The organism is Dinoroseobacter sp. PD6 (genome assembly GCF_028807315.1).
Lineage (GTDB): Bacteria > Pseudomonadota > Alphaproteobacteria > Rhodobacterales > Rhodobacteraceae > Dinoroseobacter > Dinoroseobacter shibae.
This window is the reverse complement of record NZ_JARAMN010000008.1, coordinates 68,179-81,644: the sequence shown is the minus strand read 5'-3', so window position 1 is coordinate 81,644 and position 13,466 is coordinate 68,179. Positions and strand designations below refer to the sequence as shown.

Here is a 13,466-nt window from a genome sequence, read left to right as displayed (position 1 = left end):
CATGACAAGGGACGACTGCATAGGCTTTTGTTAACCAAATTTTCACGAAGCTTAACGGACGGGCATCCGCTTGACACTTTCGACGCGGCGGGCGCAACTGCGGGCAGAACGCCCCGCGGGGACTGACAGGCCGATGGGCCCGGAGCAGGGCCGAAACAGGGCAAGTTCGTGGGGAAAGGGGAGGCGCGCGCCATGGGACTCGAGAACCCGTCCGACGAGTATCTGATCGCCCCCGATCCGGGCCGCGCGCGCCTGACCCGGGCCGTGACCGGCGTGGATCAGACCGGCGCAGCCAGCGAGATCGCCGTGGTCGAGGAACGCCCCCTGACCATCTTCCTCAACAGCCGCGAGATCGTCACCGCCATGACCATCGGGGACTACCCCGAATACCTGGCCGTGGGCTTTCTGCGCAATCAAGGCATGCTGGCCGAGGCGGATGTGATCACCGGGGTGGAGTATGACGACGATCTCGACGTGGTGGTTGTGCGCACCGAGACCGAGACCGATTACGAGGACAAGCTCGCCAAGAAGACCCGCACCTCCGGCTGCGCCGTGGGCACGGTGTTCGGCGACATCATGGAAGGGCTCGAAGGGCTGGCGCTGCCGCAGACGCAGGTCCGGACCTCTTGGCTCTATGCGCTGGCGGCCAAGATCAACCGCACCCCCAGCCTGTACCTGAGCGCGGGCGCGATCCACGGCACGGTGCTGTGCGAAGGCGACCGCCCGCTGGTCTATATGGAGGATGTGGGCCGCCACAATGCGGTGGACAAGGTCGCGGGCTGGATGCGGGCCGAGGGCATCTCCGGCGCGGACAAGATCCTCTATACCACCGGTCGGCTGACCTCGGAAATGGTGATCAAGACCGCGCTGATGGGTATCCCCGTGCTCGCCTCACGATCCGGCTTCACCGCCTGGGGGGTGGAGATCGCCCGCGACGTGGGCCTGACGGTGATCGGCCGGATGCGCGGCAAACGCTTCATCTGCCTTGCAGGCGAAGACCGGTTGATCTGGGACGCCGATCTCGCCCAGGTGGCCGAGGAAGACCCGAAATCCCGCCGCAAGAGTGCGCAGCCATGAGTGCGGCGCGCTATCCCGGTGTGATCCTGGCGGGGGGGCTCGCCACCCGCATGGGCGGCGGCGACAAGAGCCTCCATGACCTCGGCGGCAAACCGATCCTCGCCCATGTGATCGACCGGCTGCGCCCCCAGGCGGGGCCGATCGCGCTCAACGCCAATGGCGACCCGGCGCGCTTCGCCGATCTCGGCCTGCCGGTCATCGCCGACAGTATCGAAGGCTTCGCCGGACCCCTGGCGGGTGTGCTCGCCGGGCTCGACTGGGCGGCGGAGCTTGGCGCCGACACCCTGGTCAGCGTGGCCGCCGATACCCCGTTCTTTCCCACCGACCTCGTCGCCCGGCTCGACGCCGCGCGGACCGAGACCGGGCATCCCATCGCCATGGCCGCCTCCCCCGACGGGGGCCGCAAGAGCGGCCTGGGCCGCCACCCGACCTTCGGGCTCTGGCCCGTCGGCCTGCGCGACGACCTGCGCGCGGCGCTGACCGACGGGCTGCGCAAGGTGGTGCTCTGGACCGACCGGCACGGCACGGCCACAGCGCTCTTCGACGCGCCCGGCCCCGACCCGTTCTTCAACGTCAACACCCCCGAGGATCTGGAGCTTGCCCGCGCCCGCCTGACCGAGGGCACGGCATGAAACTCTTCGGCGTTGTGGGCTGGAAGAACTCCGGCAAGACCGGGCTGATGGAACGTCTCGTGGCCGAGATCAGCGGTCGGGGCTTCCGGGTCTCGACCCTGAAACACGCCCATCACGCGGTGGATGTGGACCAGCCCGGCAAGGACAGCTACCGCCACCGGCAGGCCGGCGCGGTAGAGGTGGTGCTGGCCTCGCGCAAACGCTGGGCGATGATGCACGAGCTGCGCGACACCCCCGAGCCGGAGCTCGAAGACCTGCTGCCCAAGCTGACGCCGGTCGACCTGGTGCTGGTCGAAGGTTACAAGCGCAGCCGCCACCCGAAAATCGAAGCGCACCGGGTCGAAACCGGCAAAGGTCTTCTGGCGCGCGAGGATACGACCGTGCGCGCGGTAGCCTCCAACGGTGCGCCGGAGGGACTTCCGGTGCCGGTGATCGACCTCGACGACACCGCCGCCATCGCAGACCTGATCCTGCGCGAGGCCGGGCTGACCGCGCAGCCCGCCGAGGATCAGCCGCCCTCGCAGCTGCGCAATGACTGTTTCGCCCTGCCCCCCGGCGTCGACTGGACCCCGGTGGCCGACGCGCTCGACCTGCTGCGCGACGGGCTGACCTGTGTCACCGGCACCGAGACACTGGCGCCCCGGGACGCGCTTGGCCGCATCCTCGCCGCCCCGGTGACCGCCCTGCGCGCCAACCCGCCCGCCGCGAACTCGGCCGTGGATGGCTATGGCTTTGCCCATGCCGCCCTCGGCCCCGAGGGGGGCGCGCTGCCGCTGGCCGGTGGCCGCGCCGCTGCCGGGGTGCCCCACCCGCATCCCGTGCCCGAGGGGCAGGCCCTGCGCATCCTCACCGGTGCGAGCCTGCCTGCGGGCGTGGATACAGTGGTTCTCGAAGAGGACGTGACCCTCGACGCCGATACCGTGCGCTTTGGCGCCGGGCTGAAACGGGGTGCGAATACCCGCAAGGCCGGGGAGGACAAGCTGCGCGGCGACACGGTCCTCGATGCGGGCCACCGGGTCCGCGCGCCGGACCTGGCGTTGCTGGCGTCGGTCGGCGTGGCGGAGGTCGCGGTCCGCATCCCCCTGCGCGTGGGCGTCCTGTCCACCGGGGATGAGCTGGCCACACCGGGGGAGACGGATGACCCTGCGCGCATCTTCGATGCCAACCGGCCCATGCTGCTGGGGATTGCGGCGGGCTGGGCCTACCGGCCCGTGGATCTCGGCCAGGCCCCCGATGACCGCGACGGGCTGCGCGCGATCCTCGACGACGCGGCGGAGCGCTGCGATGTGATCCTGACCTCCGGCGGCGCCTCGGCGGGGGACGAGGACCACATGTCCGCCATCCTGCAAAGCGAAGGCACCATGACCTCCTGGCGGATCGCCCTGAAACCGGGCCGGCCGCTAGCGCTGGGGCTGTGGCGGGGGGTTCCGGTCTTCGGGCTGCCGGGCAACCCGGTCGCCGCACTCGTCTGCGCCCTGATCTTCGCCCGTCCCGCCCTGTCGGTGCTGGCCGGCGGGCCGTGGCAGGAGCCGCTCGGCTTCACCGTGCCCGCCGCGTTTTCCAAGCGCAAGAAGCCGGGTCGCAGCGAGTATCTGCGCGCGCGCCTCAGCCCCGAAGGGACGGCGGAAGTCTTTGCCTCCGAAGGGTCGGGCCGGGTTTCGGGGCTCAGCTGGGCCGACGGGCTCGTGGCCCTCGGCCCGGAGGCGCAGGAAATCGCCCCAGGCACCCCGGTGCGCTATCTGCCCTATGCCGGGCTGCTGACCCCCTAGGACGTCGCGGCGGCCAGAGCCGTATCCATCAGCGCCTTGATCTGCTCCTTGCCGGTCCCGGCCACGATGCGCCCCAACTCCTCATCGCCCTTCAGCACCACCAGGGTCGAGCGCCGCGGAATTTCCAGCCGCCGGGTGATCTCGGCGTCCTTGAATTCGTCCCAATCCACGTCGATGAAGGTGATGCTGGAGGTATAGCCCGGCATCTCCGCCTTCAGCGCAGAAAGCACCCGGCCCTGCGCCGCGCAGGTGCTGCACCAGCTTGCCTTGAAGTCGAGAAACACGGTCTCGCCCCGCGCCAGCGCCGCGTCGACCATGCCGGGGGTATAGGCCTTCGCCCCCTCCATCGCCTGCGCCGCCATCGGCGCGGTCACGAATGCGGCCCCGAGGGCCAAAATCTCACGACGGTTCATGTCTCTCTCCCATGATTACAACGAAACAGACAGGTCGATCAGCCAGGGCGGCAGGGTCTCCACCGCCCAAGCTTCGGCCATGTGATGGACCCCGAATAACAGACCCGTGCCCACGGCCACGAAAACGCCGCCCATCACCGGGCGCGCATACTGAGCGATGCGGCGCATCAGGGCCTGGCGGCGCAGGATCGCCGCCCGCGCGCCATAGCCGAGCGCCAGGATCACCGTGCTCACACCCAGCGCGAAGGCCGCCATGATGCTGCCGGCGCGCCACAGGCTCTCCCCCTGCCAGGCCAACGATATCGCGGCCCCCAGGGTCGGGCCCACACAAGGGCTCCAGACCGCGCCGAGCAACATGCCACCGATGAACTGGCCCTTGATGCCGCTGTGGTCGATCTCGTCCATCCCGGCATCGGCCCGCGCCGACATGCCCGCCGTGGCCGTGGCGAACCCCGCGCTGAACCGCGGCACCAGCAGCACGAGCCCGAAGAGGATCATCAGAACCGCCGCCGCCTGCCCGACCTGCTCCTCGCCCAAGCCGACACTCCGGCCCAGGGTCGCCACCCCGAGCCCCAGCGTCACGAAGGCCAGGCTCATGCCTGCGGCCAGGGCCAGAGGGCCGCGCGGGTCCGCCTGCAACGCGGTGGCCAGCACGATCGGCAGCACCGGCAACACGCAGGGGTTGATGAGCGTCAGCAGCCCCGCGCCATATCCAAGGATCAGATCCATGCACCGGACCTACCGCGCGGCAGCGGCCCTGTCACCGACACGGACTATCACAGCTGCGTCAGCGCGCCCGCGACAGCTGCACCGCCAGGATGCCGAGGGTCACGATGGCCACCCCCACCACATCCCGCGCGCCCAGCGCCTCGCCCAGCAGGACCGCGGCAATCGCCACCCCGAAGACCGGGTTGAGGAAATGAAACGTCGCCGCCCGCACCGCGCCGATCCGGTCCACCAGCAGGAACCACACGAAGGTCGCCGCCAGCCCCGGCACCAGCGTGGTGTAGGCAAACGCCACCACCAGCTGCCAGCTCCAGGTCACCTCCAGCGTCTCGGTGGGCAGCCCGACCAGGGCCAGCGCCACCGCCCCCACGAGCATCTGCAAGCCCACCACCATCAACAGATTGCCCCCCGAGGACGCGGTCCGCAGGGCGAGCGTCGCAAAGGCCAGCGCCAGAACCCCGATCCCGCAGTAGAGCACACCCACGAGGTCCACACCGGCCTGCAACCGCGCCCCCATGATCAAAACCACACCCGCGATCCCGGCCAGCAGCCCCACCATCGCCAGGGGCCGCAACCGCTCCCGCAGCACGAGCCAGCTCGCCAAGGCCACCACCAGCGGCATGGTCGAGGCGATGATCGCGGCCAGCGAGGCCTGAACCGTCTGCATCGCCACGAAATTCAGCCCGAGATAGAGTGCGTTCTGACAGAGCCCGAACAGGAAGGTCGCCTTCCACTGGGTCCGGCTCAACCGCCAGGTCTGCCCGAGGGCCAGCGCGATCCCCACGGCGATCAGCCCCGAGATCAGGAATCGCAGCGACAAGGTGGTCAAGGGCGGTGCCGCCGCCACGATGATCCGGGCCGAAGTGAACGCGCTCGACCACATCAGGGCAAAGCCAAGCCCCATCACCAGTGCCCGCAAGTCCATCATGCGGCCCGGGCCTTTGGTCTGTCGGGGGTCTTGCGGGGCATTACATGGGGCTTTCGCAAAAAAAGGGGCCGCCGGAGCGGCGACCCTCTCGTTCAGTCAGACATATCCGGCTCAGCCGTTCACGCTGTCCTTGAGCGCCTTGGCGATGGTCACCTTGACCACCTTGTCGGCGTCCTTCTTGATCTGCTCGCCCGTGGCCGGGTTCCGCACCATGCGCTCCGGACGCTCGCGGCAGTAGATTTTGCCGATACCCGGAAGCGTCACCGCACCGCCGTCGGTCACTTCCTTGGTCACGATCGACGTCAGCGCGTCGAGCGTCGCGGCCGCGGTCTTCTTGTCCAGCTCAGCCCCTTCTGCGAGGGCGGCGACGAGTTGAGTCTTTGTGAGCGGCTTGGCTGCCATAGGTCTCTCCCTGTTCCTGTCAGCCCCGGTCCTTCTGAGGCTCGTGCACAGATAAACAGAGGATTGTCGGGAACAACAAGAGTCCCCGCGCCTAAAACCCCATAAAAAACAGGGCTGGCCCGAGTTTCTGCCCCCTTGAGCCCCCCGTATCTGTCCAACTGGCCCCGTTCGGGCCTCTTGGCGGCCACGGCGCGGGGGTTCGGCGACCCAAAACGAACGACCGATCCGGCCCTGAAACCCACATCCCGATCTCAGATTTCTTCGACACACCGCAGCGAGATCACCACGGTTGCGACCTTTTTGCCCGATCTTGAAGGGGCACATTGTGTTCGAAACTTTTGGACGACGTTTCTCTGCGCTGCGTTTGCCAGTACCGCCCAGTCGGCCGTGGTCGTCGCGGTGGAAGAGAGCCGGTCATACGTCGCCATCGCGGTCTCCGGCAGCCTCGAGCGCATCGGGCTTTCGGCAGAGCTTGGCCGCGCCTCCGCACCTTCAACAGCATCGGTGAGCCCCTTCGATCCCGGGTTCGAATTCATCGTCAACGGTGGAGATGCAGACATCCAAGAGGTCACCACCGCGAACTTCCGGATCCCGGCGACCCCGACAGTCGTCCTTGACACAAGCAGCATGGCGTCAAGCGACCTGTTCCGCGTCGTCGGCAACAGCAATCTTGGCGCCCTTTTCTTTGTACCGCGCAACTATGTATCCGGTACCTTCGAGAATACCCTGGGCAACAGCGATACGGTGACCTTCCACCTCGGGAACACTGCCGCTGGCCCTGGGCGAGCACGGCGGATCTGGGGCGTTGCGGCGGCGCGAAGGCGGTTAAAGAAACGCGGTTTCTTCGAAACTGCGCAGTTTCCGGGAATGGATACGCTCCAGCGGCATGTCGCGGATCGTCTCCATTGCCCGGATCCCGATCAGCAGATGCCGGGCCACCTGGGTGGTGTAGAACTCCGTCGCCATGCCCGGCAGCTTCAACTCCCCATGGAGCGGCTTGTCCGACACGCATAGCAGCGTGCCGTAAGGCACCCTGAACCGGAATCCATTCGCCGCAATCGTGGCGCTTTCCATGTCCAGCGCGACGGCGCGGGACTGGCTGAGGCGCTGGACCGGGCCGGACTGGTCGCGTAGCTCCCAGTTGCGGTTATCGATGGTGGCCACCGTGCCCGTGCGCATGATCCGCTTGAGGTCATAGCCCTCCAGCTTGGTCACCTCCGCCACCGCCTGCTCCAGCGCGATCTGGATCTCCGCCAGGGCCGGGATCGGCACCCAGATCGGCAGATCGTCGTCCAGCACGTGATCCTCGCGCAGATAGGCATGGGCCAGAACGTAATCGCCCAGGCTCTGGGTATTCCGCAGCCCCGCGCAATGCCCCAGCATCAGCCAGGCATGGGGCCGCAGCACTGCGATGTGGTCGGTCGCGGTCTTGGCGTTGGACGGCCCCACCCCGATATTAACCAGCGTGATCCCTGCCTGCCCCTTGCGGGTCAGGTGATAGGTCGGCATCTGCGGTGCCTTCGGCAGCACCGGCAATTCCGCGTCTGGGTCGGTGATCTCCACGTTGCCCGGGGCCACGAAGCTTTGATACCCGCTGTCGGGATCGGCCAGCGCCTTGCGGGCGAAGGCGATGAACTCGTCCACGTAGAACTGGTAGTTGGTGAACAGGACATGGTTCTGGAAATGCTCCGCCTTGGTGGCGGTGTAATGCTGCAGCCGCGCCAGCGAATAGTCGATCCGCTGCGCCGTGAAGGGCGCCAGCGGGCCCGCGCCGTCTTCGTGCTTGAAGCCGTAGCCGTTGACGATCTGGTCGTTGGTGGTGGCCAGGTCCGGCACGTCGAAGGCATCGCGCAGGGTGAAGGCCAGCACGCCTTCCTGCGGGATCGAGGCCACCGGCCCGCCCGCCATGGCGAAATGCAGCGGGATCGGCGTCTCGGACTGCCCGATCTCGATGGGCACCCCGTGATTGCGGATCAGAAGGCCGATCTGCTGTGTCAGGTAGTTCGCGAACAGATCCGGGCGCGTGACGGTCGTGGCATAGCTGCCGGGCTCGGCGACATGGCCGAAGGACAGCCGACTGTCCACCTGCCCGAAGCTGCTCACCCGTACCCGGATCTCCGGGTAAAACGCCCGGTAGCGTGCCGAAACCGCGCCCTCGCGCACCGCATCTGCGAAGCTGGTCTGCAAGAACAGGACACCCTCGTCATAAAGGCGCTGCAACTCGGCCACCGCGGCAGCGGCATCGTCAAAGCTGCGCGGCAGGGTCCGCGGAGGGGTCTTCAGCGTCTGGGTCACGGTGCGATGTCTCTCCGGCTTGGGCGGGCGTTTCAGACCATGAGCGCGATTGAACCCGGCCCGCAAGCCCGAAGTTGCATGGCTGCCGATTTTATGTCATTACTGCTGACCTAAAGGGGGCACTTCATGCAGTACGACACGGTCGATGCGGTCACGTTCGGGCGCAGCCTGCGCGGGTTGGGGATCAACCTGCTGGTACAGGACGCCCAACGCAGCATCGCGTTCCTGACCGAGGTGTTCGGCATGACCGCCCACCAGCCGACCCGGGATTTCGCGATCCTGACCTATGGGGACGCCGTGTTCCAGATCCACGCGGATGCCACCTACCACGCCCACCCCCTGCCCAGCCTGCTTCCCGAAAGCGGCCCGCGCGGCGGCGGGGTGGAACTGCGGCTCTATGGCTGTGACCCGGATGCGGCCGCCGCACGCGCCGAAGCCGCAGGAGGGCTGATCCTGCAAGGCGCGACCGACAAGCCCCACGGGCTGCGCGAAGCGGTGATCCTCGATCCCGATGGCTTCGCCTGGGTGCCCGGTCGCGCGCTCTGAGCCTTGCATCCCGCGCGTCCCGCTTCCAGATTGCGCCCATGACACAAACCCTCCTCTCTTTCGGGCACGGCTACTCCGCCCGTGCACTCTCCCGCCTGCTCCTACCCGAAGGCTGGCGCATCATCGGCACCACCCGCAGCGCCGAGAAGGCCGCAGCGCTGGAGGCCGAGGGGGTCGAAGCCCGGGTCTGGCCCGGCACGGACCTGTCCGCCGACATTGCCGCGGCCACCCACATCCTGACCTCCGCGGCACCGACCGATGCGGGCGACCCGGTGCTCGCGGAATGGCGCGAGGCCCTTGCCGCCGCACAACCGGGCTGGGTCGGGTACCTGTCGACCACCGGGGTTTACGGCGACCACCAGGGCGACTGGGTCGACGAGACCGCCGCCCTGACCCCGGCCACCCGGCGCGGACAGCTCCGGGTCGCGGCGGAAGCCGAATGGCGCGCGCTGGCGGACGAGGCGGACCTGCCCCTGCATATCTTCCGGCTGGCGGGTATCTACGGCCCCGGGCGCGGCCCGTTCTCCAAGGTGCGCAACGGCACGGCGCGGCGGATCATCAAGGAAGGGCAGGTGTTCTCCCGCACCCATGTGGACGACATCGCTCAGGTGCTGGCGGCCTCCATCGCCCGGCCCAACCCCGGGGCCGCCTACAATGTCTGCGACGATGACCCGGCCCCACCCGAAGACGTGATCGCCCATGCGGCGGAGTTGCTCGGCCTGCCCATCCCGCCCGCCATCCCGATCGCGGAAGCCGAGATGTCCCCCATGGCGCGCAGCTTCTATGCCGAGAGCAAGAAGGTCCGCAACGACCGCATCAAGGACGAGCTGGGCGTGCGCCTGATCTATCCGGACTACCGCGCCGGCCTTGCGGCCCTGCTGGCCGAGGAGAGCCGCAACGCGACCCCCTGACACGCCGGACCGCGCGCGCCGCGCTGCCCGGGCCAAGCCGCTTGCAAGCGGCTTAAGCGCGTTCCAACGCGCTTGGCCCGTGACCCCCACTGCCCGCTGCTCAGAACAATCCGACAAACCGTTCCGGCAGGATCCGCAGATCGCCATCCACGAACCAGTCGGTGGAATAGAACCCGGTCTTGCCCTGCACGAAGCTCTCTTTCAGCCGCTTGCGTTCCTCGGTGAAATCGAACCCCTTGCCCTTCTTCTCGATGGTGAAGCGCAGATAGTCGTTGCTGATCCGCTGGTACTCGAATTTCGACCAGCCCCAGGATCCGGCCCCGAACACCAGGTCGCTGCCATCGGCATTGGTGCCGCGCATGGCGAGCCGATCCGCGTGCCGGTCGGTGTGAAACTTCTGATCGAACCACTTGAGATGGAACAGGTAGAGATCGTCGCTCAGGTTGTATGTCCCGTGTTCCGACCCATGCCCGTCCGGCCCCCAACGCAGCGGGATCGAGGTGATGCACGGCTTGCAGTACCAGGCATTGATCCGCATGTGCTTGCGCTGGGACAGGATCGGCCGCCGCGGGTCGTAGTCGGACTCCAGGTCGACCCTGTGAATGACCTCGACCCCCAGGGCCGACACCACCTCCAGCCTCGGGTCGAGCCCGGCGATATGGGCCACCGGATCGGGACCCACCTCCGGGTCCAGCACGAGCAGCTCGTCCACGTCGTTATAGACCACCCAGTCGAACATGAAGTTCAGACCGGAACAGAAATGGTTCACCAGCTGGAACCGGTCGCTGTCCATGGCCCGGTACGGGGCGCGGCGGTTCACCTCGACGATATTGCACCCCGCCGCGATGTCATGGGCATAGTCCTGCGGCCCGTGGGTGATGACATAGAGGTTCCGCCGATCGGTGAACCGGCTGTAATACTTCACCCAGATGTCGAGAAAGAAGGCATCGTCATAGACCATCGTGACGAACGCGACGGCCATGGGGCTCAGGCCCCCTCGCGCACGTAGAGAAACAGCCGCGGTCCGACCGCCTGGTGGGCATAGCCCAACTCACCCAGAAAGGCCGCGATCTCTCTCAGGTCGCGCCCGGACTTGTCGCACAGGATCACCGGGCTGCACCGGGCGATGGTCTCGCGCGCCCCGCGCAGGGCCGGGATCTTGGTGCCGTTGAAACACAGGTGCAGCACCCCGACATCGCCGAGATCCCGCGCATCGAGACTGGTGGCGGGATAGCCCCCGCCGTCCCGCGCGACGAAGACCGTCTCGGCCAATCGCAGGGGCTTCTGGGTGCCCAGGGTCATCGCGGCCCCGTCCTCGGTCACCACGTCCGGATGCACCACCGCCTCTTGCAGCCCGTTCAGCTCCAGCGTTCGGCGCAAGGGCGCCTGCAGGCAGCCCTGCGGCTCGAACACATGCACCGCTCCGGGGGCGGTCACCCGCGCCAGCGCCACGGTGGAGGCCCCGAGATAGCCGCCCACCACCACCAGGCTCCGCCCCGGCGGCACGATGTCATGTTCGGCCAACTGGAAGAACGACAACTCGTCGTCATGGCGGGCGGTCATGGCCAGCTTGCGCTGCCCCTCGTCGAAATCCACGAAGGGGACATGGGTGTGGATGATGCTGTCGCGAAAGAAGACCGGCGCGATCCGCTCGGGTCCCAGCGCCATGATCCGGGCGCTAACGGCCAGATCCCGCAGGGTGCTCCGCATCTCCGACAGGATCGGGGCAAGATCGGACACCTCGAGGACGGGCGGGACGCTCTGCGCCGTGTCGTCACGGTCCCCCGGGGGCGTCTGGTCGGTCATGGCTCTCTCCGGTCAGGATTGCGCGCGGCGGTCGATCTGGGCCACGCCGAGCACCGAGAGCACCTTCGCCTCGACATCCGGCGCGTTCAGACCGGCGATATCGTACATGTCGCGCGGGCTCGCCTGGTCGATGAAGGTATCGGGCAACACCATGGACCGGAATTTGAGGCCCGTGTCGAACACCCCCTCTTCCGACAGAAGCTGCGCCACATGGGAACCGAAGCCGCCCACCGCGCCCTCCTCGATGGTGATCAACGCCTCGTGCTCGGCCGCCAGCCGCAGGATCAGGTCCCGGTCCAGCGGTTTGGCAAAGCGCGCATCGGCCACGGTGGGCGTGATCCCCCGGGCTGTGAGCGCCTCGCAGGCCTCCCGCACCTCGGCCAGCCGCGTGCCGAAGGACAGGATCGCAACCCGGCTGCCTTCCGCGATGATCCGGCCCTTGCCGATCTCCAGGGGCACGCCGCGCTCCGGCAACTCGACGCCCACGCCCTCGCCCCTCGGGAAGCGAAAGGCGATGGGTCCGCTGTCATGGGCGACCGCGGTGGCCACCATGTGCCGCAACTCCGCCTCGTCGGCCGCGGCCATCACCACCATGTTGGGCAGGTTCGACAGATACGCCGTGTCATAGGCCCCCGCATGGGTCGCCCCGTCCGCGCCCACGAGCCCGGCCCGGTCGATGGCGAAGCGCACGGGCAGGTTCTGCAAGGCCACGTCATGGACCACCTGGTCATAGCCGCGCTGCAAAAAGGTCGAGTACATCGTGCAGAAGGGCTTCATCCCGCCCGCCGCCAGCCCCGCGCAGAAGGTCACGCCATGCTGCTCGGCAATGGCCACGTCGAAGGTCCGGGCCGCGAACCGCTTGGCGAACTTGTCGAGCCCGGTGCCCGAAGGCATCGCCGCCGTGACCGCCACGATCCGCGAATCCCGCTCCGCCTCGTCGATCAGGGTTTCGGCGAAGACATTGGTATAGGTCGGCGCGTTCGACGGTGCCTTCTTCTGCGCGCCGGAAACCACGTCGAACTTCGCCGTGGCATGGCCCTTGTCCGCGGCCCCCTCGGCGGGCGCATAGCCCTTGCCCTTCTTGGTGATCGCATGGATCAGGATCGGCCCGTCGGCCCGGGCCTTCACCGTCCGCAACACGCTCAGAAGCTGCTCCATGTCATGGCCGTCGATCGGCCCGACATAGGAAAAGCCCAGCTCCTCGAACAAGGTGCCGCCGATGGTCATGTGCTTGAGAATGTCCTTGGCGCGCTTTGCCCCCTCCTGGAACGGCGGCGGCAGCAGGCTGACCGCCCCCTTGGCGGCGGCCTTGAACTCCTGGAACGGCGCGCCGGCATAGAGCCGGTTGAGATAGCTCGACATCGCCCCCGTGGGCGGCGCGATGGACATCTCGTTGTCGTTCAGGATAACGATCAGCCGCTTTTTCAGATGGCCCGCGTTGTTCAGCGCTTCGAACGCCATGCCCGCACTGATCGCCCCGTCCCCGATCACCGCGATCGCGTCGCCGATCCCATGCTCCGGCGCGCCGCCCAGGTCCCGCGCCACGGCAAAGCCCAGCGCGGCAGAGATCGAGGTCGAGGAATGCGCCGCCCCGAACGGGTCATAAGGGCTCTCGGACCGCTTGGTGAACCCCGACAGCCCGTCCTTCATCCGCAGCGTGCGAATGCGGTCGCGCCGCCCGGTCAGGATCTTGTGAGGATAGCACTGGTGCGAGACATCCCAGATGATCCGGTCCCGGGGCGCGTCGAACACCGCATGGAGCGCCACGGTCAACTCGACCACCCCCAGCCCGGCCCCCAGATGCCCGCCGGTAACCGACACCGCGCTGATCGTCTCGGCCCGCAGATCGCGCGCCAAAGCGACCAGTTCCCGGTCGCTCAGCCCCTTCATGTCGTCCGGGGTCTTCACCCGGTCGAGCACGGGGGTATGGGGACGGTCGCTCATAACAGGGCCTCCGGTCA

Annotated in this window: 13 protein-coding genes; 5 read left to right on the top strand and 8 right to left on the bottom strand. The window is 67.7% G+C overall.

Translation table 11 applies throughout. The features are described from left to right. The first annotated feature begins 192 nt into the window (after positions 1-192). Genes PVW48_RS13980 through PVW48_RS13970 form a run of 3 tightly spaced genes read left to right on the top strand, consistent with a single transcriptional unit; the run spans position 193 to position 3,478 of the window. On the top strand, positions 193-1,077 hold the full coding sequence (locus PVW48_RS13980; protein ID WP_274581788.1) for a formate dehydrogenase accessory sulfurtransferase FdhD: 885 nt from the start codon (positions 193-195) through the stop codon (positions 1,075-1,077). Then, positions 1,074-1,709 (top strand): molybdenum cofactor guanylyltransferase MobA, encoded by a 636-nt coding sequence (mobA, locus tag PVW48_RS13975; RefSeq protein ID WP_274581787.1) that lies wholly within the window; start codon positions 1,074-1,076, stop codon positions 1,707-1,709. The genes PVW48_RS13980 and mobA overlap by 4 nt, the downstream gene beginning before the upstream one ends. Further along, positions 1,706-3,478: a bifunctional molybdopterin-guanine dinucleotide biosynthesis adaptor protein MobB/molybdopterin molybdotransferase MoeA gene (locus PVW48_RS13970; protein ID WP_274581786.1), complete on the top strand. Its 1,773-nt coding sequence runs from the start codon at positions 1,706-1,708 to the stop codon at positions 3,476-3,478. Before mobA ends, PVW48_RS13970 begins: the two co-directional genes overlap by 4 nt. Here PVW48_RS13970 and PVW48_RS13965 read toward each other — a convergent pair. The 5 genes from PVW48_RS13965 to PVW48_RS13945 form a co-directional block, all read right to left on the bottom strand. Beyond that, positions 3,475-3,891 (bottom strand): thioredoxin family protein, encoded by a 417-nt coding sequence (locus tag PVW48_RS13965; RefSeq protein ID WP_274581785.1) that lies wholly within the window; start codon positions 3,889-3,891, stop codon positions 3,475-3,477. The genes PVW48_RS13970 and PVW48_RS13965 overlap by 4 nt on opposite strands. Before the next feature lie 15 nt (positions 3,892-3,906). Continuing rightward, complete coding sequence (locus PVW48_RS13960; RefSeq protein ID WP_274581784.1) at positions 3,907-4,620, bottom strand: cytochrome c biogenesis CcdA family protein; 714 nt, start codon at positions 4,618-4,620, stop codon at positions 3,907-3,909. Between the two features lie 58 nt (positions 4,621-4,678). Continuing rightward, entirely contained in the window at positions 4,679-5,542 is an 864-nt protein-coding gene (locus PVW48_RS13955) for a DMT family transporter (protein ID WP_274581871.1), read from the bottom strand. A 114-nt stretch (positions 5,543-5,656) separates the two neighbouring features. Further along, positions 5,657-5,947 (bottom strand): HU family DNA-binding protein, encoded by a 291-nt coding sequence (locus tag PVW48_RS13950; RefSeq protein ID WP_012179948.1) that lies wholly within the window; start codon positions 5,945-5,947, stop codon positions 5,657-5,659. 825 nt (positions 5,948-6,772) lie between these two features. Further along, positions 6,773-8,242 (bottom strand): AMP nucleosidase, encoded by a 1,470-nt coding sequence (locus PVW48_RS13945; RefSeq protein WP_012179949.1) that lies wholly within the window; start codon positions 8,240-8,242, stop codon positions 6,773-6,775. Between the two features lie 126 nt (positions 8,243-8,368). On the opposite strand from PVW48_RS13945, the gene PVW48_RS13940 reads away from it, so the two are divergent. Both PVW48_RS13940 and PVW48_RS13935 read left to right on the top strand, forming a co-directional pair. Next, positions 8,369-8,788, top strand: a complete 420-nt coding sequence (locus PVW48_RS13940; protein WP_274581783.1) for a VOC family protein — start codon at positions 8,369-8,371, stop codon at positions 8,786-8,788. A 38-nt stretch (positions 8,789-8,826) separates the two neighbouring features. Beyond that, positions 8,827-9,699: an SDR family oxidoreductase gene (locus tag PVW48_RS13935; RefSeq protein ID WP_274581782.1), complete on the top strand. Its 873-nt coding sequence runs from the start codon at positions 8,827-8,829 to the stop codon at positions 9,697-9,699. A gap of 100 nt (positions 9,700-9,799) precedes the next feature. Here PVW48_RS13935 and PVW48_RS13930 read toward each other — a convergent pair whose 3' ends face one another. From PVW48_RS13930 to dxs, 3 genes are read right to left on the bottom strand one after another with little or no spacing between them, the layout of a single operon-like run. Then, positions 9,800-10,681, bottom strand: a complete 882-nt coding sequence (locus PVW48_RS13930) for a glycosyltransferase family 2 protein (protein WP_274581781.1) — start codon at positions 10,679-10,681, stop codon at positions 9,800-9,802. Positions 10,682-10,686: 5 nt separating this feature from the next. Next, complete coding sequence (locus tag PVW48_RS13925; protein ID WP_274581780.1) at positions 10,687-11,505, bottom strand: hypothetical protein; 819 nt, start codon at positions 11,503-11,505, stop codon at positions 10,687-10,689. Between the two features lie 12 nt (positions 11,506-11,517). After that, entirely contained in the window at positions 11,518-13,449 is a 1,932-nt protein-coding gene (gene dxs, locus PVW48_RS13920) for a 1-deoxy-D-xylulose-5-phosphate synthase (RefSeq protein ID WP_274581779.1), read from the bottom strand. Between the last annotated feature and the right edge of the window lie 17 nt (positions 13,450-13,466).

What these genes read in the sequence shown, in the direction of transcription:
- PVW48_RS13980 (WP_274581788.1), top strand. Translation starts at nt 193, where the DNA reads ATGGGACTCGAGAACCCGTCCGACGAGTATCTGATCGCCCCCGATCCG.
- mobA (WP_274581787.1), top strand. Translation starts at nt 1,074, where the DNA reads ATGAGTGCGGCGCGCTATCCCGGTGTGATCCTGGCGGGGGGGCTCGCC.
- PVW48_RS13970 (WP_274581786.1), top strand. Translation starts at nt 1,706, where the DNA reads ATGAAACTCTTCGGCGTTGTGGGCTGGAAGAACTCCGGCAAGACCGGG.
- PVW48_RS13965 (WP_274581785.1), bottom strand. Translation starts at nt 3,891, where the DNA reads ATGAACCGTCGTGAGATTTTGGCCCTCGGGGCCGCATTCGTGACCGCG.
- PVW48_RS13960 (WP_274581784.1), bottom strand. Translation starts at nt 4,620, where the DNA reads ATGGATCTGATCCTTGGATATGGCGCGGGGCTGCTGACGCTCATCAAC.
- PVW48_RS13955 (WP_274581871.1), bottom strand. Translation starts at nt 5,542, where the DNA reads ATGGACTTGCGGGCACTGGTGATGGGGCTTGGCTTTGCCCTGATGTGG.
- PVW48_RS13950 (WP_012179948.1), bottom strand. Translation starts at nt 5,947, where the DNA reads ATGGCAGCCAAGCCGCTCACAAAGACTCAACTCGTCGCCGCCCTCGCA.
- PVW48_RS13940 (WP_274581783.1), top strand. Translation starts at nt 8,369, where the DNA reads ATGCAGTACGACACGGTCGATGCGGTCACGTTCGGGCGCAGCCTGCGC.
- PVW48_RS13935 (WP_274581782.1), top strand. Translation starts at nt 8,827, where the DNA reads ATGACACAAACCCTCCTCTCTTTCGGGCACGGCTACTCCGCCCGTGCA.
- PVW48_RS13930 (WP_274581781.1), bottom strand. Translation starts at nt 10,681, where the DNA reads ATGGCCGTCGCGTTCGTCACGATGGTCTATGACGATGCCTTCTTTCTC.
- PVW48_RS13925 (WP_274581780.1), bottom strand. Translation starts at nt 11,505, where the DNA reads ATGACCGACCAGACGCCCCCGGGGGACCGTGACGACACGGCGCAGAGC.
- dxs (WP_274581779.1), bottom strand. Translation starts at nt 13,449, where the DNA reads ATGAGCGACCGTCCCCATACCCCCGTGCTCGACCGGGTGAAGACCCCG.